Below are 23,443 nucleotides of genomic sequence, written 5' to 3' on the forward strand. Positions count from 1 at the left end.
GGCCTTGGCCTCCCGGGCGGCCCGGCGGGCCTCCACCCGTGACAGCGGCCGTCCCGCGGCCGCCCCCGCGCCGGTGGCGGTACCGGCCGGACGCTCCGCACCCCTGCGGCCCTTCCCCCGGCCCTGCTTGGCGGCGGCCCGGCGCCGCTCGGCCCGGCCCGGTCCGGAGAGGCCCTCCACGGGCCGTGGAGCCTCCTCCGCGACCTGGGGGAGCTCCCGGGTCTCCCCGGCCCCGTACGGCTCGCGTATGGGCTCGTGGACGGCCTCCCGGGGCGCCCGCCGACGCCGCGGCGCCTCGCGCACCGGCGCGGGGGCCTCGTAGGCGGGGGCGGGGGCCTCGTGGACCGGCGCCGGAGCCTCGTAGGCGGGGGCGGCCGGGTCGCGGCCCGGGGCGGGTGCCCCGGGGGCCGGGGCCGCCGGGTCGTAGCCGTATCCGGTCCCGGCGCCGTACCCGGCCTCGCGCCCGGTCCCGTACGCCGGGCCGGTCCCGGTCCCGTACGCCGGGCCGGCCTCGGTCCCGTACGACGGCTCCGCCGGGTACGGGTACGGGTACGGGTCCTGCTGCTCGTAGCCGTACGGGCTCTGCTCGTACGGCTGGGGTCCGTGCTCCTGCGGTATCGGCTCGGTGCCGGGGTGCTCGGAGTCCCGGAACCACGGCGAGCCCGTGGTCACGCGACGGCCTTGCCCACCACCGGCGCGAGCCCCGCGGAGCGGCCGACCGCTCCCTTGTCGCCGCACTGCTCCAGCCAGTTGGCGAGCATCAGGTGGCCGTGCTCGGTCAGGACCGACTCGGGGTGGAACTGCACGCCCTCGACGGGCAGTTCCCGGTGGCGGAGGCCCATGATGATGCCGTCCTCGGTCCGCGCGGTCACTTCGAGCTCGGCCGGCAGGACGGACGGCTCGGCGGCCAGCGAGTGGTAGCGGGTGGCCGTGAACGGCGAGGGGAGGCCGGCGAAGACGCCCTTGCCCCCGTGGACGACCGGCGAGGTCTTGCCGTGCAGCAGCTCGGGGGCCCGGTCGACGACGCCGCCGTAGGCCACGGCCATCGACTGCATGCCGAGGCAGACGCCGAAGACGGGGACCCCGGTGGCGGCGCAGTGCCGCACCATGTCGATGCAGACGCCCGCCTGCTCGGGGGCGCCGGGACCGGGTGACAGCAGCACGCCGTCGAAGCCGTCCTGGGCGTGGCTCAGCTCCACCTCGTCGTTGCGGAGCACCTCGCACTCGGCGCCCAGCTGGTAGAGGTACTGGACGAGGTTGAAGACAAAGCTGTCGTAGTTGTCGACGACGAGAATTCGCGCGCTCACTGGCCGTCCACCGTCACGTCGTTGAACGGAAGCAGAGGCTCCGCCCAGGGGAACACGTACTGGAAGAGGACGTAGACGACCCCGAGCGCCAGCGCGAGCGAGATCACCGCGCGCACGAACGCGTTGCCCGGCAGATGCCGCCAGATCCATCCGTACATGACGTCGCGCCCCTTCCGTTCGTTACGGGCACCAGAGTACGGGGCGACGGCTCCGTCGGGGGCAGGCTGTCCGAAGCCTGTGGACGGGCGGGCCGGGGCGGTCCTAGGCGGCGGGCTTCGCGTGGTGCAGGTCGACCGCGCCGGTGTAGCCGGGCAGGGTCACCTTCTTGTGGTCGTCGACCTTCCAGCCGAGCCCGTAGGCCTTCACGTAGAGCTGGTAGTTCTGGAGCGCCGGGGAGTCGGCGAGGGCCTTGTCCAGCTTCCCCCGGTCGCCGACCGCGGTGATCTTGTACGGGGGCGAGTAGACGCGGCCCTGGAGGATGAGGGTGTTGCCGACGCAGCGGACCGCGCTGGTCGAGATGAGCCGCTGGTCCATGACGCGGATGCCCTCGGCACCGCCCGCCCAGAGGGCGTTGACGACGGCCTGGAGGTCCTGCTGGTGGATGACCAGGTCGTTGGCCTGCGGCTCGGGGTAGCCGGGGGCGGCCTGGGCGCCGGGCGGGGCGTCGTCGAGGGTGACGGTGAGGCCGGAGCCGGAGACCTCGGTGGTGCCCGCGGTGGTCTCCAGCGCCTTCAGGCGGGCGTCCTCGGCGGCGGTGGAGCCGTCGTCGCGGGCGGCGAGGGAGTCGACCTCGCCGCGCAGGGCGGCGGTGGTCTCGTCGAGGCCGGCGTTCTTGTGGCTGCGTTCCTCGATGAGGTCGGAGAGCCTCAGCAGGGAGGCGTCCGTGCGGATGTTGGTGCCCTTGGCGGTGTTGAAGCTCGTGACGAAGAGCAGCCCGGCGAGGGCGAAGACGGCGAGGGTCAGCAGCCGGACGGGGCGCCATCCGGTGGCGCGTCCCGGCCCGGCGGGGGGTTCGCCCGGAGTGTCGGCGGAATTGCTCAACGTACCCTGATCCCCTTCTGCGCCGCGGAACCACTACGCTAACGGACGCCCGGGGGGCGCAGTCGACCTGCTACGTCACATCCCGGCGACAGCCACAGTTCCCTGCGCGGTCACGCAGCGCATCGACAGGAGAGTCCCTCGTGCCGAAGTCACGTATCCGCAAGAAGGCCGACTACACGCCCCCGCCGGCGAAGCAGGCCGCCACCATCAAGCTGACGAACCGCAGCTGGGTCGCTCCGGTGATGCTGGCCCTGTTCGCCATCGGTCTGGTGTGGATCGTGGTCTTCTACGTCACCGACGGTTCGCTTCCGATCGAGTCGATCCGGAACTGGAACATCGTGGTCGGCTTCGGCTTCATCGCCGCCGGGTTCGGTGTGTCCACGCAGTGGAAGTGAGCGTCTTAGCGGCGCGTAGCGGCTCCGTACGCCCGCCGTCAAGCTCACCCCAGAGTTTATCCACAGCGTTGTGCACAGCACTGGATAACTTACGAAGATCTGTGGATAACTCACGCCGGGTTGACGCCGGTATGACTGCGGAGAGCTTCTCGGAATCGACCGAAGCCCCCTGCCTCTCGGGAGAAATCCCAGCTCAGAGGTAGGGGGCTCCGTCACACCCCGAGGGGTGGGGAGAAACTGCCACCCTCTGTGGATAACTCTGGGGAAAGCTCGCATCCCCAGCTCGTCCACAGGTCTACGCGCTCAGGTGAGCGCCAGCGTCCGGGCCGTCACGACGCCGAGGTCGATCAGCAGCAGCAGTCCACAGGCGCCGTACTGGATCAGTCCCCGGCGGGCCCGGGGCGCCTGCACGAGCGCGTACGTCACCAGGACGCCGGCCACCAGGCCGCCCACGTGCGCCTCCCAGGAGATGCCCGGACGGGTGAACGTCATCACCAGGGACAGCGCCACGAAGAGGGCCACGGGGCCCATGTCCTGGCGCCTCCGGCGGGCCAGCACCGCCCACGCGCCGATCAGGCCGTAGACGACCCCCGAGGCCCCGAGGGAGGGCTGGTTCGGGGCGGCGACCACATAGGCGAGCACCGAGCCGGACAGGCCCGACAGCAGGCACAGCAGCGCGTACCGGGACCGGCCCAGCTCGGGCTCGACGATCCCGCCGATCACCCACAGGCCGAGCAGGTTGAAGAGGATGTGCCACGGCTCCTGGTGCAGGACCGTGGAGGTGAGCAGCCGGTACCACTCGCCGTCCGCGACCCCGACGACCTCGCCGAGCAGCGGGTTGTACGCGTACCCGATCAGCACGAACTCGTCGACGAACCGGTCGCCGCCGATCAGCACGAAGACGTAGACCAGCACGTTGATCCCGATGAGGATCTTGGTGACCAGCCGGTCGTCGGTCCTGACCCGGCCGCCCGCGAGCGTCCTGGCCTGGTTGGCGCCGGCCCCGTGCCCGGTGCCCGAGCCGCTGCGGACGCAGTCGGGGCACTGGAAGCCGACGGAGGCGGAGATCATGCACTGCGGGCAGATCGGCTTCTCGCAGCGGGTGCAGCGGATGCCCGTCTCGGTGCCGGGATGGCGGTAGCAGTGCGGCAGTCCGGACTGCGCGTCCATGGGCGGGTCCCCCTTCGTCCCGGTCAGCGCTGCTCGATCACCACGGACTCGACCACGACGTCCGTCAGCGGCCGCTGGGTCTGCGCGTCGGTGGGGACTCCCGCGATGCCGTCGACGACGGCCCGGCTCTTCGGGTCCACGACCTCGCCGAAGATGGTGTGCTTGCGGTTCAGCCAGGTCGCGGGGCCGACCGTGATGAAGAACTGCGAGCCGTTGGTGCCCGGCCCGGCGTTGGCCATCGCCAGCAGGTAGGGCCGGTCGAACCACAGCTCGGGGTGGAACTCGTCGGCGAACTCGTACCCGGGGCCGCCCGTGCCCGTCCCCAGCGGGTCGCCGCCCTGGATCATGAAGTCGCCGATGACCCGGTGGAAGACCGTGCCGTCGTAGAGCGGGTCCGTGGAGACCGCGCCGGTGGCCGGGTGGGTCCACTCGCGCCCGCCCGAGGCGAGCTCGACGAAGTTGCGCACCGTCTTCGGCGCGTGGAACGGCATCAGGCGCACCTCGATGTCGCCGGCGCTGGTCTTGAGGATCGCGTACGGCATGGCCACGGTCCGCCTTCCCTCCCTGGTCGTGCGTCACGCCGCGGAGCGGATCCGCTCACGCTCCCTCGGCTCTGGCGCCTCGATCCTCGCATGCCCCGCACGGGCCGCCCGCACGCCCCGCGTGCCCCGGATGCCCGCCCCGCATGCCGGACCCCGCTCCGGCAGGCATGATGCCGAAAAGGATGGAAAGGTGAAAAACCGATACCGCTCGCCACCGAGGAGGAGGAACCCGTGACTCGCATGGACAGCGTGCGCGCTGCTACGGATTCGGCGAAGGAGAGCGTCCTGCACGCCGCGGACGTGGTGGCGCCGTACGCCGGCACGGCCAAGGACCAGGCCGCGCGCTATGCGCACGAGGCGCGGGTGCGGCTCGCACCCAAGGTGTCGAGCGCCGCTCGGCAGGCGCGCGCGCAGGCCCGGGTGCAGTACGCCGCCCACGTGGCGCCGCACGTGCCGCCGCGGGTCGACGACGCCGCGCGTGTCGCCGCGGCCCGGACCCGCTCGGCCGCCCATCAGGTGGCCGACTACACCGTCCCGCGCGTGGAGAGCGCGGTCGCCGCGACCACTCCCGTGGTGGAGGAGGCCGGGGCTCGTTCTGTTGCCGCCTGGGCCGCGCTGCGCGGTCAGGTGACGCCGGACGACATCCGGAAGATCGTGAGGAAGCAGGAGCGCCGGGCCAGGGCCGGGCGTCTCGTCAAGGGGCTCGCCGTGCTCGGCGTGCTGGTCGGCGGCGCGTTCGTCGCCTGGAGGTGGTGGGACAGGCAGGCCAATCCCGACTGGCTGGTCGAGCCGCCGGCTCCCACGGAGGTGGACGAGGGCTCGGGCGTGCCGTCCGCGTCGGACGTCTTCACGGGCGCGGAGGCCGAGGCCGGTACGGAGGTGGTCGCGGAGTCCGGGACCGAGGTGGACAAGGAGTCCGGGATCGAGGTCGAGAAGGAGTCCGGGATCGAGGTGGACAAGGAGATCGATTCCGCGGAGCCCGACGAGCGCCGCTGATCCGGGGTCCCTCCGACCGTGCCGGACGGGCCGGGGTGCCGGGAGGGAGTGTTCTCCCGCACCCTAGGCGGCGAGCGCCAGGTCGGTCAGCGCGGCCGGGTCGCTCGCGAGCGGAGCGGCCGCGCGGGAGTGCCGGACCGAGGGCGAGGAGCCGTGCGCCTCGGCACCGATCCGCTGCTTGATGGTGGGCGGCAGCGAGCCCTGCCGGACGGGTGCCCACGGCTCCGCCCGCCTCGCTGCGACGACGGACCCGGTGCGCTCGGCGGCGGCCGGGGCGGCCGGCGCGGCCGGCTCCTCGGGCTGGGTCACCGGGGCCTGGCCCCGGGCGGCGGCCGGGGCCGTGAGGCCGACGGAGGCGAGCAGGGCGAAGAGGACGGAGATGAAGGCGGTCCAGAACTGCTTGACCTTGGCGGTGGCCATGGCCCCTCACTTTCGCGGTGCGGCGTTCTACGGGCGCGTACAGAGGCTCCGCGCGCTTCCCGGACGGTCCCTGTCGGGTTGCACGCTTTGCATACCTTCCTCATGATCTGTACGGGCCCTCGGATACGGCGGAGCGACGCCGTCGCCGCGCAGTTCTTCCGATGAACACCACCCGTCCGGACCAGTGCCCGGACGCCGCGGTCGGACCGTGGCCTAGCTGAGCCTGCTCTTGAGGTAGCGGCTCAGCGGCGTCTCGACCAGCTTGTAGACCAGGTACGACAGCACCAGCATGCCGGCGGTGGTCGCGCCGACGAGCACCCACGGGTCGATGCCGCGGGGCGCGAAGTGGCCGATGATCTCCCAGCCGATGAACTCGTGCAGCAGGTAGAGGGGGTAGGTCAGCGCCCCCGCGACCGGCAGCCACTTCCACTGGACGCCGGACAGCTTCCCGGTCGCGATCAGGGACATGAGTCCGAAGATGACCGCGAGGATCGCGACCACGGGCCAGCTCTCCTGCTCCCCGATGCGGGGGATGTGCCGGAACTTCTCGATGGAGGGCGCGAGGGAGGCGCAGAAGGAGACGCCGACGATGCCGAAGAGCAGCAGGTTCGGGCGGAAGCGGTACATCAGGTAGAACGCCATGCCCGCGATGAAGAACCAGCTGTACTCGGGCATGACCAGCGTCCGCAGCGGTCCCGGCTCGGCCGGGGCGAGGAGGATCGTGGCCGCCCCCCAGACGCAGCAGAAGAGGATCACGCGCTGGTAGGTCAGGCCGACCCAGACGAGGACCGCGAAGAGCAGGTAGAAGCGGAGCTCCGCGAAGAGCGTCCAGTAGACCGCGTCGACGGGCCTGACCCCGAGGGGCTCCTGGAGCATCGTCAGGTTGGTGAGGACGTCGTGCCAGGCGAGGCGCTGCCGCTCGCCGGGGATCACGGCGAGCGTGACCGTGGTCGCGATCACCGCGACCCAGTAGGCCGGGTAGAGCCGCACGACGCGGGAGACGAAGAACGCCTTCAGCGGCCGGCCCCAGGCGCTCATGCAGATGACGAAGCCGCTGATCACGAAGAAGAGCTGAACGCCGAGGTAGCCGTAGCCGGTGAAGCGGGAGACCTCGGGGAAGACGTCCGAGGCGGGCTTGTTCCACGGGGCGGCGCCGATCGCCGTGTAGTGGTAGGCGACCACCATGAGCGCGGCGCCCAGGCGCAGGCCGTCGAGTACGTACAGGCGGCCTCGGCGTCGCGTCGCGGACGGCTGGGCCAGTCGGGGCTCGTGCCGGCCTATTCGGTCCGCGGACAGTACGGCTTCGTCGAGCTTCGCCACTTGGATCGATCCCCACCCTCGGAATGTGCCATGCACACCTCAGAGTGGCAGGAGTACGGCACGGTGGAAGCCGAGCTTAGGTGTCACACAGGCTCCTCACAACGTTCATGTTGCGTGATTCAACACTCATGCTTTATCGGAAACAGACACTAAATCGGTCGACTTCCGAACATTCTCCACCTCCTGAAGTGAGGCGCATCACACCTCGTCACAACCGGGCCCCGCCCGGTGTCTTGAGGCCGGAACCCTGAAGACGCACGGCGGAAGACGGAGGAGACACATGGGCGGGAACACCGGGGCGGCCGTGATCGGCGACGGGTACGCCGGGGTCACGGCGGCCGACCGGCCCACCGGGCGCGCCGACGCGACCGTGACGCCCGCCACACCACGCAGACCACGCACGCCACGACGGGGAGAAGACGGAAGCATGACCAGCGCACACGGCACGGACCCGGCGACCGAGAGCTTCGTCGCCCACCGCAACCTGCTCTTCACGGTGGCCTACGAGATGCTCGGCTCCGCGGCCGACGCCGAGGACGTCCTCCAGGAGACCTGGCTCCGCTGGACCGGCGTCGACCTGGAGCAGGTCCGCGACCGGCGGGCGTACCTCGTGCGGATCACCACCCGCCAGGCGCTCAACCGGCTCCGGACCGTGCAGCGCCGCCGGGAGTCGTACGTCGGCCCGTGGCTGCCCGAACCGCTGCTCACCACCCCGGACGTGGCCGAGGACGTCGAGCTCACCGAGTCCGTGTCGATGGCGATGATGCTGGTCCTGGAGACCCTCACCCCGACCGAGCGGGCCGTCTTCGTCCTCCGCGAGGTCTTCGAGGTGGGGTACGACGAGATCGCGACGGCCGTCGACAAGACCCCGGCCGCCGTCCGCCAGATCGCGCACCGCGCCCGCCGGCACGTCGACGCCCGCCGTCCCCGCACCACGGTCTCCGCGCGCGAGGCACGGGCCGTCGTGGAGTCCTTCCGGCGGGCGCTGGAGACCCGCGATCCGCAGGACTTCCTCGACCTGCTCGCCCCCGACATCGTCCTCGTCAGCGACGGCGGCGGCATCAAGCGCGCCGCGCTCCGCCCGATCGTCGGCGCCGACAAGGTGACCCGCTTCTACCTGGGCGGCTCCCTCAGGGAGAACGTCACGGTCACCACCGAGCCCACCGTCGTCAACGGCGCCCCGGCGCTCGCCGTGCACGTCGACGGGGAGATGGACGGGGTCATGGCGATCCGCGTCGAGAACGGCCTGATCAGCGGCCTCTACTACGTCCGCAACCCCGAGAAGCTCGGCCACGCCCTGGCCGCGACCGCCCTGACACTCCGCTGACCCGACCCGCCGCAGGAAAGGACCCCGAGATGACCGGACGGACCACGCCGACCGCACGGCCCGGCACCGCGCACCGGAAGACCGTCAGGGCCGCGGTCGCCCTGCAGGCCCTGGCCCTCTTCTTCCAGGCGGGCACCGCCGGCGCCCTGCTCGTCTCCCCGCAGGGCGCGCTGCTCCACGACGTCGGCTCCCGCGTGATGTACGGCGCCTCGATGCTCTACCTGGTGGCCGCGATCGTCGCCTGGCGCCCGGGAGGCGGCAGCCCCCGGCCCGTCCTGTACGCCTCCGGCCTGCTCGTCCTCGCGTCGGTCCAGGTCGCCCTGGGCATCGCCCACCTGCCGGCGCTCCACGTGCCGCTGGGCGTCGTCATGGTCGTCCTCGGCACCCTGGACCTGGTCCGCGTCCTGACCGCGTCGGCGGAGCCCCGGCCGTCCCGCGAGGCCGTCCGGACGGCCTGACCCCGGCCCCGAACGGCGAGAAGCCCCTCCGGACCGCGTTCCCGCGGTCCGGAGGGGCTTCTTCGTCCGGTGGAGCCTAGGGGAGTCGAACCCCTGACATCTGCCATGCAAAGACAGCGCTCTACCAACTGAGCTAAGGCCCCGGAACGAGGACAGCGTACCGGTTCTCCCCCTGTCCCGGGCAAAAGGTGGGGACTCCCGGTGGACGACCACGCTCCGTAAGATGCTGACCGAGGTTCGCAGTGGCGAACCGCAGGGATGGGGAGAAGTGATGGACGCAGCGCAGCAGGAAGCCACGGCAAGAGCCAGAGAGCTTCAGCGCAGTTGGTACGGGGAGCCGCTGGGGGCGCTCTTCCGCCGGCTGATCGACGACCTCGGGCTCAATCAGGCCCGGCTGGCCGCCGTGCTCGGACTGTCCGCGCCCATGCTCTCCCAGCTCATGAGCGGCCAGCGGGCCAAGATCGGCAACCCGGCCGTGGTCCAGCGCGTCCAGGCCCTCCAGGAGCTCGCCGTGCAGGTCGCCGACGGCAGCGTCAGCGCCGCCGAGGCCACCGACCGCATGGACGAGATCAAGAAGTCCCAGGGCGGCTCCGTCCTGACCGGCACCAACGGGCAGACCACCCACGGCTCCGGCGCCCCGACCGTGCGCCGCGTGGTCCGCGAGATCCAGTCGCTGCTGCGCTCCGTGGCCGCCGCCGGCGACATCATCGACGCCGCCGACTCCCTCGCCCCCGCCCACCCGGAACTGGCAGAGTTCCTGCGGGTGTACGGCGCCGGGCGCACCGCCGACGCGGTCGCCCACTACGAGTCGCACCAGAACTGACGCGGTCGCGCACGACCGGTGACCGATGACGGTGACCGGTGACGGACGATCGATGACGGACGACCGACGACGACGGGGAGCGGGCGCAGCGCGATGGGTGAGGTCTTCGCCGGCAGGTACGAGCTGATCGATCCGATCGGGCGGGGCGGGGCGGGCGCGGTCTGGCGCGCCTGGGACCACCGCCGCCGCCGCTACGTGGCGGCCAAGGTGCTCCAGCAGAGCGACGCCCACACGCTGCTCCGCTTCGTCCGGGAACAGGCGCTGCGGATCGACCACCCGCACGTCCTCGCCCCGGCCAGCTGGGCCGCCGACGACGACCAGGTCCTCTTCACCATGGACCTGGTCGCGGGCGGCTCGCTCGCCCACGTCGTCGGCGCCTACGGGGCGCTGCCGCCTCGCTATGTCTGCACCCTGCTCGACCAGCTGCTGTCCGGGCTGGCGACGGTGCACGCGGAGGGCGTCGTCCACCGGGACATCAAGCCGGCCAACATCCTGATGGAGGCCACCGGCACGGGCCGTCCGCACCTGCGCCTCTCGGACTTCGGCATCTCGATGCGCAAGGGCGAACCCCGGCTCACCGAGACCAACTACGTGGTGGGCACGCCCGGTTACTTCGCGCCCGAGCAACTCATGGGAGCCGAGCCCGACTTCACGGCGGACCTGTACGCCGTCGGGCTGGTCGCCCTCTATCTGCTGCACGGCACCCGGCCGGACTCCCGGGCCCTCGTGGAGCACTTCGTGAACCACGGCACCCCGCCGGCGCCGGCGAGCGTCCCCGAGCCGCTGTGGCAGGTCCTCGCCGGGCTGCTCCAGCCCGATCCGCAGGCCCGCTTCCGGACGGCCACGGGCGTGCGGAAGGCGCTGAGCGCCGCCGTGGAGATGCTGCCCGAGCCGGAGGGCGGCGAGGAGACGGTCGAGATCGTCGACCAGCTCGGTCCGCTGCCCGCCGGTTTCGGCCCCGGGGGCCCGGCCGCCCGCCCGGTCCGGGACGCCCCGCCGCCGCCCGGGAACGCCCCGGCCGCCCCGCCGGCCCCGGCCGCCGCCCCCGCACCGCCCGCTCCTGCTCCTGCTCCTGTTCCGGCTCCGGCTCCGGCTCCGGCTGCCCAGGGGTACGGGGATCCTCTGCGGAACCCGTACCGGCAGCCGTACCAGGAGGTGCCCGCACCCTCCGGGACCGGCAGCTTCCACCTCTCCCCGCCGACCGCCCCGACGCATCCGTACGCCGCCGCCCACCCGTACGCCTCCCAGCCCGCCGGGATGCCCGGCCCCCACGGCCCCACGGCCCCGGTGGCGGTGCCCGGACGGCGTCCGGGACCGCCCCCGAAGGTGGCGGTCCCGGTGCTGCTGCTGGCGCTGGTGTCGCTCGCGGTCGGCTTCTGGGCGCTGACCCGGCTCTGAGGGCCCCGGTCCGGCCCCGGGAGGCCTTCCGCGCGGCCCTAGTGGCCGGCGGGCGTGCGGCGGCGGGCCAGCAGGGTCCACGCGCCGAGGCCGGCGAGCAGGACGGTGCCGAGGCCGAGGCCGCCCGCGGCCAGGGCGACCATGGTGCCGTCGGTCCCGTCCCCGCCGCCCGTGAGGCCGTTCTCCGCGGCCTTGTCGTCGTCGGCGGTCACCTGGAAGACGCCCGGATCGCCGTCGTAGCCGGGACCGGGCTTCCGGTCGCCCCTGACGGTGACCCTCAGCGTGAGCGGCACCGCCTTGTCGCCGTACTCCCGGGCGATCTCCGGGCTGAGCGTGGCGGTGAGGTAGTACCAGCCGGCGAAGCGCATGCCGCTCGTCGCGGTCTCGTACGAGGAGCGGTTCTCGTGGGCGACCGGGCGCTGCGGGGCGAGGGCCGCGGTGGCCTGCTTGCCGCTGTAGCCGACGGTCTGGAGGTCGACGTAGCCGCGCGCCGGGTTGTCGAGGCCGAGCGCGAGCGCGTTGCCGACCAGCTCGTCGCCGGTGCTGCTGCTGCCCAGCTCGGCGGTGGCGAAGAGCTGCTGGCCCCAGTCGACCGGAACCCGCCAGAAGAGCGTCTGGCCGGGCAGGATGTCCGCCCGCCACTCGCCGCTCCGGAGCGAGACGGCGGCGTGGAAGCCGTCCCCGCCCTGGCGGACCGTGGGCCCGCCGGTGGGCGGCGCGGGCGTCCCCGAGGGCCAGGAGTCGGGCAGCTCGTCCGGTCCGGCCTTGCTCAGCAGCGGCTCGGAGACGTGCTGGAGCTCCAGCTCCCAGTCGTCGGCGGCGGAGGCCGCGTCCGACTCCCGCTCCACGAGCACGTAGTACGTGCCGGCGTCCTGGCAGCCGGAGGCGTCCGGGTCGACGATCCGGCGCGCGTAGCCGGTCAGCGGCCGGACGTGGTCGCCGGAGGCGAAGTTGACCTCCTGGTAGCCGCACTCGGTGCCGGAGCCGTCCTGGATCGCGATCCGGAAGCCGTCGCCGTACGCGGCCTTCCCGCCCGGCTTGGGGACGGCGACGGCCGAGACGTACGCGTTCCTCTTCACGTCCAGGTCGAGCCGGTAGTAGACCTTGCCGTCCTTCTTCAGGGTGTCCCGGTAGGTCCTCCCCGGCTCCAGCACCCGCGCGTCGGCGCTGGAGGCGGCCCCCTGGATCCGTTGGGCCCCGGGGTCGAAGGCGTACGGGGGGAGCGCCGCGGTCCCGTCGGCCCGCGCGGGCAGGGCCGTGAGCGTGCCCACCGCCGCGGCGGCCGTGAGCAGCGCCGCGATCCTCCGCGTCCTGGCCGCGGTCCTTCCCCGGCGTCCGGTCCCGTCGCCGGCCGTGGCCCCCGCCTGCGTGCTCACGCGCTTCCCCTCGTCGTCTCCGTCACCCGCGCCGCCCGGCCGCCCGGGGCCGCCGTGCCGGACCATCCTGCCCGGCTCGCGGCCCCGGTGTCCGCACCGGGGGCGGATTCGCCCCGGCCCGGGAGGTCCGCCGCCGACGTGCGCAGAATCTCCACGTAACCGCCGCCCGGGCACCGGCTTCGCGGGAGCAAGCGAACGGTTCCCCCCCGGTGGGCCGGGCCCGCGGCCCGTGGGACGGACCCGGAAACGCCGAGATCCCGGCCGCGCGGGGCGCGGCCGGGATCTCGGTTTCAGATGGGGCGGGTCTCAGACACCGGAGCCGGACGGCACGGAGTCGGTCGCCTCCGTCCACAGGTCCTGCTCGGCGCGATCCGCCTGGATCTGGCGGTACACGAGGAGCCCGCCGATGGCGGCCAGTGCGACCAGGAGCAGCTTCTTCACCGCGCGACCTCGTCTTTCGTTGACGTAGGAGACTTCCAACGCCCACTCTACACATCGACCGATACCGATCGGTGACCTGTGCGGGCGCCAAACCTGACGCCCCGGGATCGACCCGGACGGAGCAACCGCCCGGCGCGGCCTGTAGCGGGTCCGAAGACCCGAACGCGGAAGGACCCCCGACCGTAACCGGTCGGGGGTCCTTCTCGATGTGTGGGGCTAACAGGATTTGAACCTGTGGCCTCATCCTTATCAGGGATGCGCTCTAACCAACTGAGCTATAGCCCCGCCGCGCTTTGCGGTGTGTGTCCCGCGCGCTGACTCCTGAACATTAGCGCACGTGGGGGCCAGTCCCAAAATCGCCCGGGCCGGAGGCCCGGGCCGGTCCCGCGGGACCGGCCCCCCGCGCCCTACTCGTCCTCGGCCAGCGTGAGCTCGACGCCGCCGACGAAGCCGGCGGACAGGTTGTAGATGAACGCGCCGAGCGTCGCCAGGGCGGTCATCAGGACCACGTCGATCACCGCGATGACCGAGGTGAACATGAGGACCCGCGGCAGCGACAGGAAGGACTGCAGGTCGAAGCCGTTGGACTCGTTCGAGCCCGTCGCCTCGCTGATCGTCCCGCCGACGGTCGAGAAGACGCCCATGGCGTCCATGACCATCCACAGCACGGCCGCCGCGACGACCGTGCAGATGCCCAGCGCGATGGAGAGCAGGAAGCTCACCTTCATGACCGACCACGGGTCGGCCTTCGCCACCCGCAGCCGTGCCTTGCGGGTGCGCGGGGTCGTCCGCGCGCCCGTCCGGGGCCGCCGCACCGCGGAGGCGGACTGGCCGCCGCCCTGGGTGTGGCCGCCGCCCTGAGGGCCCTCGTAGGCCCTCGGCGGGTGGTAGGCGCCCGCCGGCTGCGCCGCGGGGCGCTCGCCGGGCAGAGCGCCGTTGTAGCCCTGGTAGGGGGGCTGCTGCCCCCGAGTGTCCGTCACCGCAACCCCCTGGGAGTCCGTGGCCGAGCCACGGGCGCCGTGCGCTCCGGCACCTGCAGAAGCTCCGGCGGCCGCCGATCCGGCGCCCGTGGCTCCACTCACGCTCTACTCCTCGTGATCCCCGGTCGCAGGCTCCGTGCCCTCGACCGATGCCTCGGCCTCGGATGCCTCGATGGCACCCTCGGCGTCGTCGACCTCTTCGTCCTCGCCGCCGGCCTCGGCGTTCCGTGCGATGCCGACGACGGCATCGCGCTTGCCCAGGTTGATCAGCTGGACGCCCATGGTGTCACGGCCGGTCTCCCTGACTTCGTTGACTCGCGTGCGAATCACACCGCCGGACAGCGTGATGGCGAGGATCTCGTCGGTCTCCTCGACCACCAGCGCGCCCACGAGCGAGCCCCGGTCCTCCACGATCTTGGCGGCCTTGATGCCGAGGCCGCCGCGACCCTGGACGCGGTACTCGTCGACGGGGGTGCGCTTGGCGTATCCGCCGTCCGTCGCGGTGAAGACGAACGTACCGGGCCGGACGACATTCATCGAGAGCAGTTCGTCGTCCTCGCGGAAACTCATGCCCTTGACACCCGAAGTGGCGCGGCCCATCGGGCGCAGCGCGTCGTCCGTGGCGGTGAAGCGGATCGACTGCGCCTTCTTGGAGATCAGCAGCAGGTCGTCCTCGGCGGAGGCCAGCTCGGCGCCGATCAGCTCGTCGGCGACGCCTTCGGCGCCGTTGTCCCGCTCGCGCAGGTTGATGGCGATGACGCCGCCGGAGCGCGGGGAGTCGTAGTCCTTCAGCGCGGTCTTCTTCACCAGGCCGGAGCGGGTGGCGAGGACCAGGTACGGGGCCGCCTCGTAGTCGCGGATCGCCAGGATCTGGGCGATCTGCTCGTCCGGCTGGAAGGCCAGCAGGTTGGCCACGTGCTGGCCGCGCGCGTCGCGGCCGGCGTCCGGCAGCTCGTACGCCTTGGCCCGGTAGACCCGGCCCTTGTTGGTGAAGAAGAGCAGCCAGTGGTGGGTGGTGGAGACGAAGAAGTGGTCGACGATGTCGTCCTGCTTCAGCTTCGTCCCGCGCACGCCCTTGCCGCCGCGCTTCTGCGAGCGGTAGTCCTCGGTCTTCGTCCGCTTCACGTAGCCGCCACGCGTGATGGTGACGACGATGTCCTCCTCGGCGATGAGGTCCTCGATGGACATGTCACCGTCGAAGGGCACCAGCTTGGAGCGGCGGTCGTCGCCGAACTTGTCGACGAGCGCGGCCAGTTCCTCGCTGACGATGGTCCGCTGCTTCTCCGGCGAGGCGAGGATCGCGTTGTACTCGTTGATCTTCGCCTGGAGCTCGTCGTGCTCGGCGATGATCTTCTGGCGCTCCAGGGCGGCGAGGCGGCGGAGCTGCATCTCCAGGATCGCGTTGGCCTGGATCTCGTCGATCAGGAGGAGCCCCATGAGGCCCTCGCGGGCCACCTCGACCGTCTCGCTGCGGCGGATGAGGGCGATGACCTCGTCGATCGCGTCGAGGGCCTTGAGGAGGCCGCGCAGGATGTGGGCGCGCTCCTCGGCCTTGCGCAGCCGGAACTTCGTCCGGCGGACGATGACCTCGATCTGGTGCGTCACCCAGTGGCGGATGAACGCGTCCAGCGAGAGGGTGCGCGGCACGCCGTCGACGAGCGCCAGCATGTTGGCGCCGAAGTTCGTCTGGAGGTCGGTGTGCTTGTACAGGTTGTTCAGGACGACCTTGGCGACGGCGTCGCGCTTGAGCACGATCACCAGGCGCTGGCCGGTCCGGGACGAGGTCTCGTCGCGGACGTCGGCGATGCCGCCGATCTTGCCGTCCTTCACCAGGTCGGCGATCTTCTGCGCGAGGTTGTCCGGGTTGGTCTGGTACGGCAGCTCCGTGACCACCAGGCACTGGCGGTTCTGGATCTCCTCGACCTCGACGACCGCGCGCATCGTGATGGAGCCGCGGCCGGTGCGGTACGCCTCCTCGATGCCCTTGCGGCCGACGACGAGCGCGCCGGTCGGGAAGTCGGGGCCCTTGATCCGCTCGATGAGCGCGTCGAGGAGCTCCTCGTGGCTGGCCTCGGGGTGGGCCAGGTACCACTGGGCGCCCTCGGCGACCTCGCGGAGGTTGTGCGGCGGGATGTTGGTCGCCATGCCGACCGCGATGCCGGCGGAGCCGTTGACCAGGAGGTTGGGGAAACGGGCCGGGAGGACCGTCGGCTCCTGGTTGCGGCCGTCGTAGTTGTCCGTGAAGTCGACGGTCTCCTCGTCGATGTCGCGGACCATCTCCATCGACAGCGGCGCCATCTTGCACTCGGTGTAGCGCATGGCGGCGGCCGGGTCGTTGCCCGGGGAGCCGAAGTTGCCGTTGGAGTCGACGAGCGGCATCCGCATCGACCACGGCTGGGCCAGGCGGACGAGCGCGTCGTAGATCGAGGAGTCGCCGTGCGGGTGGTACGTGCCCATGACGTCGCCGACGACGCGGGCGCACTTGTAGAAGCCCTTCTCGGGCCGGTAGCCGCCGTCGTACATCGCGTACAGCACGCGCCGGTGGACGGGCTTGAGGCCGTCGCGGACGTCGGGCAGCGCGCGGGACACGATGACGGACATCGCGTAGTCGAGGTACGAGCGCTGCATCTCGGTCTCGAGCCCGACGGGCTCGATGCGCAGCACCGGCTCTTCTTCTTCGGTGGTCACGGGGGGGTTCTCGTCGGCCATTGCTGGTCGTCAGTCCTTTCGTACGGTCAGCTGGGACCGACTCAGATGTCGAGGAAGCGAACGTCCTTGGCGTTGCGCTGGATGAAGGAGCGCCGTGCCTCGACGTCCTCGCCCATCAGCACCGAGAACAGGTCGTCGGCCTGGGCGGCGTCGTCCAGGGTGACCTGGCCGAGCACGCGGTGCTCGACGTCCATGGTGGTGACGCGCAGCTCCTCGGCGTTCATCTCGCCGAGACCCTTGAAGCGCTGGATCGAGTCCTCGCGGATCCGCTTGCCGTTCTGCTTGCCCAGCTCGACCAGCGCGTCGCGCTCGCGGTCCGAGTAGGCGTACTCGAAGTCGTCCCGGCCCCACTTGATCTTGTAGAGCGGCGGGCGGGAGAGGTACACGTGCCCGTGCTCGATCAGCGGCCGCATGAAGCGGAAGAGGAAGGTCAGCAGCAGGGTGTTGATGTGCTGGCCGTCGACGTCGGCGTCCGCCATCAGGATGATCTTGTGATAGCGGAGCTTCTCGATGTCGAAGTCCTCGTGGACCCCGGTGCCGAAGGCCGAGATCAGCGCCTGGACCTCGGTGTTCTGGAGGATCTTGTCGATCCGGGCCTTCTCGACGTTCAGGATCTTGCCGCGGATCGGCAGGATGGCCTGGTACATCGGGTTCCGGCCGGACTTGGCGGAGCCGCCGGCGGAGTCGCCCTCGACGATGAAGATCTCGCACTTCGTCGGGTCGTTCGACTGGCAGTCGGAGAGCTTGCCCGGGAGGGACGCCGACTCCAGGAGGCCCTTGCGGCGGGTGAGGTCGCGGGCCTTGCGGGCGGCCACGCGCGCGGTGGCGGCCTGGATGCCCTTGCGGATGATGTCCGCGGCCTCGTTCGGGTTCCGGTCGAACCAGTCCGTCAGGTGCTCGTGCACGACCTTCTGGACGAAGGTCTTCGCCTCGGTGTTGCCGAGCTTCGTCTTGGTCTGGCCCTCGAACTGCGGCTCGCCGATCTTGATCGAGATGATCGCGGTCAGACCCTCGCGGATGTCGTCGCCGGTGAGGTTGTCGTCCTTCTCGCGGAGCAGCTTCTTCTCGCGCGCGTACTTGTTGACGAGCGTCGTCAGCGCGGCGCGGAAGCCCTCCTCGTGGGTACCGCCCTCGTGGGTGTGGATCGTGTTGGCGAAGGAGTACACGCCCTCGCTGTACGACGAGTTCCACTGCATCGCGATCTCGGCGGAGAGCAGGCGCTCCTTGTCCTCGGCCTCGATGTCGATGACGGTCGGGTTGATCAGCTCGCCCTTGCGCGAGTTGAGGTACTTCACGAAGTCGACGATGCCGCCCTCGTAGTGGTACGTCACCGTGCGCGCGGCCGGCTCGGCGGCGGCCTCGGCGTCCGGGTCGTCGGCGCCGACGGTGGCCTTGGCGGAGTCGCGCTCGTCGGTGAGCGTGATCGTCAGACCCTTGTTGAGGAAGGCCATCTCCTGGAAGCGGCGCGAGAGCGTCTCGAAGGAGTACTCGGTCGTCTCGAAGATGTCCGGGTCGGACCAGAAGGTGACCGAGGTGCCGGTCTCCTCGGTCTCCTCGTGCTGCGCGAGGGGCGCGGTGGGGGCGCCCATCTTGTAGTCCTGGGTCCAGCGGTGGCCGTCGGTCTTGATCTCCACCGAGACCTTGGTGGAGAGGGCGTTGACGACGGAGACGCCGACGCCGTGCAGACCGCCGGAGACCGCGTAGCCGCCGCCGCCGAACTTGCCGCCCGCGTGGAGGACCGTCAGCACGACCTCGACGGCCGGCTTGCCCTCGGACTCGACGATGCCGACGGGGATGCCGCGCCCGTTGTCGACGACGCGCACGCCGCCGTCGGGCAGGATCGTCACGTCGATGGTGTCCGCGTGGCCGGCCAGGGCCTCGTCGACCGAGTTGTCGACGACCTCCTGGACCATGTGGTGCAGGCCGCGCTCGCCGGTCGAGCCGATGTACATACCGGGGCGCTTGCGCACCGCATCCAGGCCCTCCAGGACCTGGATGTTGCTGGCGGTGTACTGAGTGTTCTCGTTGGGGTTGCCGGAATCGGCCACGAAGCGCCCTTTCTGGCACAGCACAGGCCGTGCTCCGGGCATAGGGGAGCCGGCTGCGTCGTTCGACAGTTCCGCAGTAAGGCGGGATTGTCTTCCAGTCTACCGGTACCACCGACAGTCATGGGGGTTTGCGGGTACCTGAATGCGCATGTGCCGCCCTGAGCGCCCCCGAGACGACTCCCCATATCCGGACAGGGTCTCCAGGGGCCCCTGACGGCCACCTAGCGCTTCGGGCGGTGACCCGTAGTCGCCTCCGGCCGGGGGCGTGCGTCCCGCCCCGCCGCGGCACGCGTTCCGCCGGGGTCCCGGCCGGACTTCCGGGGGTCCCGGGCCGGACTTTCGGGGCCCCGGCCGGACTTCTCGGAGTCTCTGGTCGGACTTCCCGGTCTCTTCGGGGCCCTCGGGGCCCTCGGGGCCCTCGGGGGGGGGAGGAACGGGCGGGCACGGCGCCCCGCGTCCCGGCGCCCGGACCGTTCGGGCCCGTGCCCCGGCGCCCGGCCCGGTCGGGCACGCGGCACCGGCGCCCCGCGCGCCCGCGCGGGTCTCAGCCGTACGTGTCCCCGGGGCCCACGGAGCCGGGCGCCCGCAGCGGCCCGTAGCGGCGCTGTCCCGCGCCGGGCCCGAGCACCTTGATCAGCCGGACCGTCCCGTGCCCGAGGTCCTCGTTGAGCCGGGCGACCAGCGTGGGCGCGAGCAGCCGCAGCTGCGTGGCCCACGCGGTCGAGTCGCACTGGACGGTCAGCACGCGCGCGTCGGGCTCGTCCTCGTACTTCACCGGGACGCAGTGCTTCGCGAGGTCCTCGCCGACGATCTGCGGCCAGCGGCCCATGACCCCGCCGACGGCGGCCGGCGTCTCCCAGCCGCGCTCGGCGAGCAGCCGGTTGATCGCGGAGCCGAGCGCCATGGGGTCGCGCCCGTCGGAGCGCGCGCCGGAGCGCAGGCCGCCGCCGCGCCTGGCCTGCTTCTTCTCCTGGGCGGCCGCCCCGCGCGCGCGTGCCTGTTCCTTGGCGGCGCGCAGCGCGACCCGGGCGAGGTCCACGCCCGAGGGTTCGGGGGCCGCGGGCTTGTCCACAGGCTGTGGGGAAGTTTCTCCGGTACCGCTCATACGCGTTCCACCGTCCCTCCGGACACCGCGTACCTCGTTCCGGCCAGCACGTCCGGCACGTCGTCGTCGACCGCCGCCGTCACCAGGACCTGCTCGCCGTGGGCCACCAGCTGCGCGAGGCGCTCGCGCCGGCGGGCGTCCAGCTCGGCGAAGACGTCGTCGAGGACGAGCACCGGCTCGTTGCCCTCGGAGCGCAGCAGGTCGTACGAGGCGAGGCGGAGCGCCAGGGCGTACGACCAGGACTCGCCGTGGCTCGCGTACCCCTTGGCCGGCAGGTCGCCGAGGCGGAGCAGCAGCTCGTCGCGGTGCGGGCCGACGAGGGTGACGCCGCGCTCGATCTCCTGCTTGCGGGCCTCGGCGAGGGCGGCGATCAGCTGCTCGTACAGCTCCTCGCGGGTGTGTCCGGTGCCGGGGGCGGAGGGGCGGTACTCCAGCAGAATCGGTCCGCCGCCGGGGGCGAGCTGTTCGTACGCCTTGTCCGCGAGCGGCTGGAGGGTGTGGACGAGGTCGAGCCGCTGGGCGAGCAGTTCGGCGCCGGCCCGGGCCAGGTGCTGGTCCCAGACGTCCAGGGTGGACAGGTCCATGCCCCGGCCGCCGTGGCGGCGGGCCATGGCGGCGGACTTCAGCAGGGTGTTGCGCTGCTTCAGGACGCGCTCGTAGTCGGACCGCACGCCCGCCATGCGCGGCGCGCGCGCCGTGATCAGCTCGTCGAGGAAGCGCCGGCGCTCGCCGGGGTCGCCCTTGATCAGCGACAGGTCCTCGGGCGCGAAGAGCACGGTCCGCACGATGCCGAGCACGTCACGCGGCCTGACCTGCGAGGACCTGTTGATGCGGGCGCGGTTGGCGCGGCCCGGGTTGAGCTCCAGCTCGACCAGCTGGGAGCGTTCGCCCTGGGTGACGGCGGCCCTGATGACGGCCCGCTCGGCGCCCATCCGCACCAGCGGGGCGTCCGAGGCGACGCGGTGGCTGCCGAGGGTGGCGAGATAGCCGACGGCCTCGACGAGGTTGGTCTTTCCCTGGCCGTTCGCCCCGACGAACGCGGTGACGCCCGGGTCGAGGGACACCTCGGCCCGGGCGTACGAGCGGAAGTCGGCCAGCGAGAGATGCGTGACGTGCATGGTGGCGCCGGCCTTCCCCCGGTCGCTGTGCACCGGACGGTGCACAGCCTGTGGATTGCTACTTCTTCTCGACCGCGTGGCCGCCGAACTGGTTGCGCAGCGCGGCGATCATCTTCATCTGCGGGGAGTCGTCCTGCCGGGACGCGAACCGCGCGAAGAGCGACGCGGTGATCGCCGGCAGCGGGACGGCGTTGTCGATGGCGGCCTCGACGGTCCACCGGCCCTCGCCGGAGTCCGACGCGTAGCCGCGCAGCTGGTCGAGGTGCTCGTCCTCGTCGAGGGCGTTGACCGCGAGGTCGAGCAGCCAGGAGCGGATGACCGTGCCCTCCTGCCAGGAGCGGAAGATCTCGCGGACGTTCTCCACGGAGTCGACCTTCTCCAGCAGCTCCCAGCCCTCGGCGTAGGCCTGCATCATCGCGTACTCGATGCCGTTGTGGACCATCTTCGCGAAGTGGCCGGCGCCGACCTTGCCGGCGTGGACGGCACCGTACGGGCCCTCGGGCTTGAGCGCGTCGAGGACCGGCTGGACCTTCGCCACGTTCTCGGCGTCGCCGCCGTACATCAGCGCGTAGCCGTTCTCCAGGCCCCAGACGCCGCCGGAGACACCGCAGTCGACGAAGCCGATGCCCTTGGCGGCGAGCTCCTCGGCGTGCTTCTCGTCGTCGGTCCAGCGGGAGTTGCCGCCGTCCACGACCACGTCGCCGGGGGAGAGCAGCTCCGCCAGCTCGTCGATGGTGGACTGGGTCGCCGCACCCGCGGGGACCATGACCCACACGACCCGCGGAGCCTTGAGCTTGCCCACAAGCTCTTCGAGGCTGTGGACATCGGCGAGGTCCGGGTTGCGGTCGTATCCGATGACGGTGTGGCCTGCGCGGCGGATGCGCTCGCGCATGTTGCCGCCCATCTTGCCGAGACCGACGAGACCGAGCTCCATCAGAGTGTTCCTTAAGCGTCGTGTGCGGTTCCTACCCGGGTCCGAGCCTACGCCCGGACCCGGCCGCACACCTGTGGGGTCAGCCGCTCAGTCGACGCCCCCGCGCGCAGGTCAGCCGCTCGGCAGAGCCGGACGTCAGCCGCTCAGCCGCACCGGCATGATCAGGTACTTGTAGGCCTCGTCCGCCTCGGCGTCCACGGCCGGGCGGCCGCTGAGGAGCGCCGGCTTGGTGGAGGTCGTGAAGGAGAGCTGGGCGACCGGGGAGTCGATCGCGCTCAGGCCGTCCAGCAGGAAGGTCGGGTTGAAGGCGATCGAGATGTCGTCGCCGTCCAGCTGCGCGTCGACGCGCTCCACAGCCTGTGCGTCGTCGCTGGAGCCGGCCTCCAGGATGAGCACGCCCTGCTCGAAGCTGAGGCGGACCGGCGTGTTGCGCTCGGCCACCAGGGCCACGCGCTTGACGGCCTCCACGAAGGGGGCGGTCTCGATCACCGCGACCGAGTTGAACTCGGTGGGGAAGAGCGTCCGGTACTTCGGGAGGTCGCCCTCCAGGAGGCGGGTGGTGGTGCGGCGGCCCGCGCCCTCGAAGCCGATCAGGCCCTCGCCCTTGCCGGAGCCGGAGAGCGCCAGCGTGACGGTGTCGCCGCTGGTGAGCGCCTTGGCGGTGTCCAGGAGCGTCTTGGCGGGCACCAGGGCGACCGCGGAGGCGTCCGGGGCCTCCGGCTTCCACAGGAACTCGCGGACCGCGAAGCGGTAGCGGTCGGTGGAGGCGAGGGTGACGGTGTCGCCCTCGATCTCGATGCGCACACCGGTGAGTACCGGCAGCGTGTCGTCGCGGCCGGCGGCGATGGCCACCTGGGCGGCGGCGGCGGCGAAGACCTCACCGGGGACGGTGCCGGTCGCGGTGGGCATCTCCGGCAGCGCCGGGTACTCCTCCACAGGAAGGGTGTGGAGGGTGAAGCGGGAGGAGCCGCAGACCACGGTCGCCCGTACACCGTCTGTGGAGATCTCCACCGGACGGTTGGGGAGGGCGCGGCAGATGTCGGCGAGGAGGCGGCCGGAGACGAGGACGGTGCCGTCCTCCTCGACCTCGGCCTCGACGGAGACGCGGGCGGAGACCTCGTAGTCGAAGCTCGAGAAGCTCAGCGCGCCGTCCTCGGCCTTCAGCAGAAGGCCCGCGAGAACGGGCGCCGGCGGACGGGCCGGAAGGCTGCGAGCCACCCACGCCACCGCCTCCGCGAGTACATCGCGCTCCACCCGGATCTTCACCGGAACCGCCTCCTGCTTGTTGCTGGCTCTTCGTCGACTGCGGGATCCAGTCTGACGTACGCCGCCGACACTCGGTGCGGCTCGGGGTCAAGTCGTGACGAGAGCGGGTCGGGGCTCCGGCGCCGAGTTGTACACAGGCCCCGCTTCAAAGCGATTCCCGGGCTAACTATGAGTGGAAGTAGTAGTAGGGCCTGTGGAAACCGTGGATAACGTCGTCCGCGCAGGTCAGGCCCAGTTTTTTGTCCACCGACCCTGTGGGTGGAACCCGT

General features: G+C 71.6%; 22 protein-coding genes, 2 tRNA genes and 1 pseudogene. 6 read left to right on the plus strand and 19 right to left on the minus strand.

Features of this window, described 5'->3' with window-relative positions; translation table 11 throughout:
* The 4 genes and pseudogenes from IE287_RS27270 to IE287_RS27285 form a co-directional block, all read right to left on the minus strand.
* Positions 1–672, minus strand: a pseudogene (locus IE287_RS27270) (hypothetical protein); the annotation flags it as partial.
* On the minus strand, positions 669–1,307 hold the full coding sequence (locus IE287_RS27275) for an aminodeoxychorismate/anthranilate synthase component II (protein ID WP_189851866.1): 639 nt from the start codon (positions 1,305–1,307) through the stop codon (positions 669–671). The pseudogene IE287_RS27270 and the gene IE287_RS27275, both read right to left, overlap by 4 nt.
* Positions 1,304–1,465, minus strand: coding sequence for a hypothetical protein (locus IE287_RS27280; RefSeq protein WP_189851867.1), 162 nt, complete (start codon positions 1,463–1,465; stop codon positions 1,304–1,306). Before IE287_RS27280 ends, IE287_RS27275 begins: the two co-directional genes overlap by 4 nt.
* Before the next feature lie 103 nt (positions 1,466–1,568).
* Entirely contained in the window at positions 1,569–2,348 is a 780-nt protein-coding gene (locus IE287_RS27285) for a DUF881 domain-containing protein (protein ID WP_189851868.1), read from the minus strand.
* 140 nt (positions 2,349–2,488) lie between these two features.
* On the opposite strand from IE287_RS27285, the gene crgA reads away from it, so the two are divergent.
* Positions 2,489–2,743, plus strand: a complete 255-nt coding sequence (gene crgA / locus IE287_RS27290) for a cell division protein CrgA (RefSeq protein ID WP_031003056.1) — start codon at positions 2,489–2,491, stop codon at positions 2,741–2,743.
* A 303-nt stretch (positions 2,744–3,046) separates the two neighbouring features.
* On the opposite strand, the gene IE287_RS27295 is transcribed toward crgA, so the two are convergent.
* A complete protein-coding gene (locus tag IE287_RS27295) occupies positions 3,047–3,913 on the minus strand; it encodes a rhomboid family intramembrane serine protease (RefSeq protein WP_189851869.1) in 867 nt (288 codons plus the stop codon).
* 23 nt (positions 3,914–3,936) lie between these two features.
* Positions 3,937–4,455, minus strand: coding sequence for a peptidylprolyl isomerase (locus tag IE287_RS27300; protein WP_189851972.1), 519 nt, complete (start codon positions 4,453–4,455; stop codon positions 3,937–3,939).
* A 231-nt stretch (positions 4,456–4,686) separates the two neighbouring features.
* Here IE287_RS27300 and IE287_RS27305 point away from each other — a divergent pair, with 231 nt between their 5' ends.
* Positions 4,687–5,451 (plus strand): DUF5324 family protein, encoded by a 765-nt coding sequence (locus tag IE287_RS27305; protein ID WP_189851870.1) that lies wholly within the window; start codon positions 4,687–4,689, stop codon positions 5,449–5,451.
* Between the two features lie 63 nt (positions 5,452–5,514).
* Here the strand turns inward: IE287_RS27305 and IE287_RS27310 are convergent, their stop codons facing one another.
* Complete coding sequence (locus IE287_RS27310) at positions 5,515–5,871, minus strand: DUF6344 domain-containing protein (RefSeq protein WP_189851871.1); 357 nt, start codon at positions 5,869–5,871, stop codon at positions 5,515–5,517.
* Positions 5,872–6,084: 213 nt separating this feature from the next.
* Positions 6,085–7,191 (minus strand): acyltransferase family protein, encoded by a 1,107-nt coding sequence (locus IE287_RS27315; protein WP_229883777.1) that lies wholly within the window; start codon positions 7,189–7,191, stop codon positions 6,085–6,087.
* A gap of 427 nt (positions 7,192–7,618) precedes the next feature.
* On the opposite strand from IE287_RS27315, the gene IE287_RS27320 reads away from it, so the two are divergent.
* Positions 7,619–8,518: an RNA polymerase sigma-70 factor gene (locus tag IE287_RS27320; RefSeq protein WP_189851872.1), complete on the plus strand. Its 900-nt coding sequence runs from the start codon at positions 7,619–7,621 to the stop codon at positions 8,516–8,518.
* 29 nt (positions 8,519–8,547) lie between these two features.
* Positions 8,548–8,976 (plus strand): hypothetical protein, encoded by a 429-nt coding sequence (locus IE287_RS27325; RefSeq protein WP_189851873.1) that lies wholly within the window; start codon positions 8,548–8,550, stop codon positions 8,974–8,976.
* Positions 8,977–9,046: 70 nt separating this feature from the next.
* Here IE287_RS27325 and IE287_RS27330 read toward each other — a convergent pair.
* Positions 9,047–9,119 (minus strand) — tRNA-Ala (locus IE287_RS27330).
* Positions 9,120–9,247: 128 nt separating this feature from the next.
* Between IE287_RS27330 and IE287_RS27335 the strand changes: the two genes are divergently transcribed.
* The gene (locus IE287_RS27335; protein ID WP_189851874.1) at positions 9,248–9,799 is read left to right on the plus strand and encodes a helix-turn-helix domain-containing protein; all 552 of its coding nucleotides are present in this window, start codon (positions 9,248–9,250) and stop codon (positions 9,797–9,799) included.
* A 93-nt stretch (positions 9,800–9,892) separates the two neighbouring features.
* Positions 9,893–11,197, plus strand: a complete 1,305-nt coding sequence (locus IE287_RS27340; RefSeq protein WP_189851875.1) for a serine/threonine-protein kinase — start codon at positions 9,893–9,895, stop codon at positions 11,195–11,197.
* Between the two features lie 38 nt (positions 11,198–11,235).
* Here IE287_RS27340 and IE287_RS27345 read toward each other — a convergent pair whose 3' ends face one another.
* The 10 genes from IE287_RS27345 to dnaN form a co-directional block, all read right to left on the minus strand.
* Positions 11,236–12,573, minus strand: a complete 1,338-nt coding sequence (locus IE287_RS27345; RefSeq protein WP_229883778.1) for a hypothetical protein — start codon at positions 12,571–12,573, stop codon at positions 11,236–11,238.
* A gap of 306 nt (positions 12,574–12,879) precedes the next feature.
* Complete coding sequence (locus tag IE287_RS38780) at positions 12,880–13,014, minus strand: DLW-39 family protein (protein ID WP_208809277.1); 135 nt, start codon at positions 13,012–13,014, stop codon at positions 12,880–12,882.
* Positions 13,015–13,225: 211 nt separating this feature from the next.
* Positions 13,226–13,299, minus strand: a tRNA-Ile gene (locus IE287_RS27350).
* Positions 13,300–13,421: 122 nt separating this feature from the next.
* Complete coding sequence (locus IE287_RS27355) at positions 13,422–13,994, minus strand: DUF3566 domain-containing protein (protein ID WP_189851876.1); 573 nt, start codon at positions 13,992–13,994, stop codon at positions 13,422–13,424.
* 105 nt (positions 13,995–14,099) lie between these two features.
* The gene (gene gyrA / locus IE287_RS27360; protein ID WP_189851877.1) at positions 14,100–16,703 is read right to left on the minus strand and encodes a DNA gyrase subunit A; all 2,604 of its coding nucleotides are present in this window, start codon (positions 16,701–16,703) and stop codon (positions 14,100–14,102) included.
* Positions 16,704–16,744: 41 nt separating this feature from the next.
* Positions 16,745–18,775, minus strand: a complete 2,031-nt coding sequence (gyrB, locus tag IE287_RS27365) for a DNA topoisomerase (ATP-hydrolyzing) subunit B (RefSeq protein ID WP_189851878.1) — start codon at positions 18,773–18,775, stop codon at positions 16,745–16,747.
* A 520-nt stretch (positions 18,776–19,295) separates the two neighbouring features.
* Positions 19,296–19,856: a DciA family protein gene (locus IE287_RS27370; protein WP_189851879.1), complete on the minus strand. Its 561-nt coding sequence runs from the start codon at positions 19,854–19,856 to the stop codon at positions 19,296–19,298.
* Complete coding sequence (gene recF, locus IE287_RS27375; RefSeq protein WP_189851880.1) at positions 19,853–20,974, minus strand: DNA replication/repair protein RecF; 1,122 nt, start codon at positions 20,972–20,974, stop codon at positions 19,853–19,855. The genes IE287_RS27370 and recF overlap by 4 nt, the downstream gene beginning before the upstream one ends.
* A gap of 58 nt (positions 20,975–21,032) precedes the next feature.
* Positions 21,033–21,908, minus strand: a complete 876-nt coding sequence (gene gnd / locus IE287_RS27380) for a phosphogluconate dehydrogenase (NAD(+)-dependent, decarboxylating) (RefSeq protein ID WP_189851881.1) — start codon at positions 21,906–21,908, stop codon at positions 21,033–21,035.
* Between the two features lie 135 nt (positions 21,909–22,043).
* Positions 22,044–23,174 carry a DNA polymerase III subunit beta gene (gene dnaN, locus IE287_RS27385; RefSeq protein ID WP_189851882.1) on the minus strand — a complete coding sequence of 377 codons (1,131 nt, stop codon included), beginning with the start codon at positions 23,172–23,174 and terminating at the stop codon, positions 22,044–22,046.
* Between the last annotated feature and the right edge of the window lie 269 nt (positions 23,175–23,443).

It is taken from the genome of Streptomyces omiyaensis, assembly GCF_014650895.1.
Lineage (GTDB): Bacteria > Actinomycetota > Actinomycetes > Streptomycetales > Streptomycetaceae > Streptomyces > Streptomyces omiyaensis.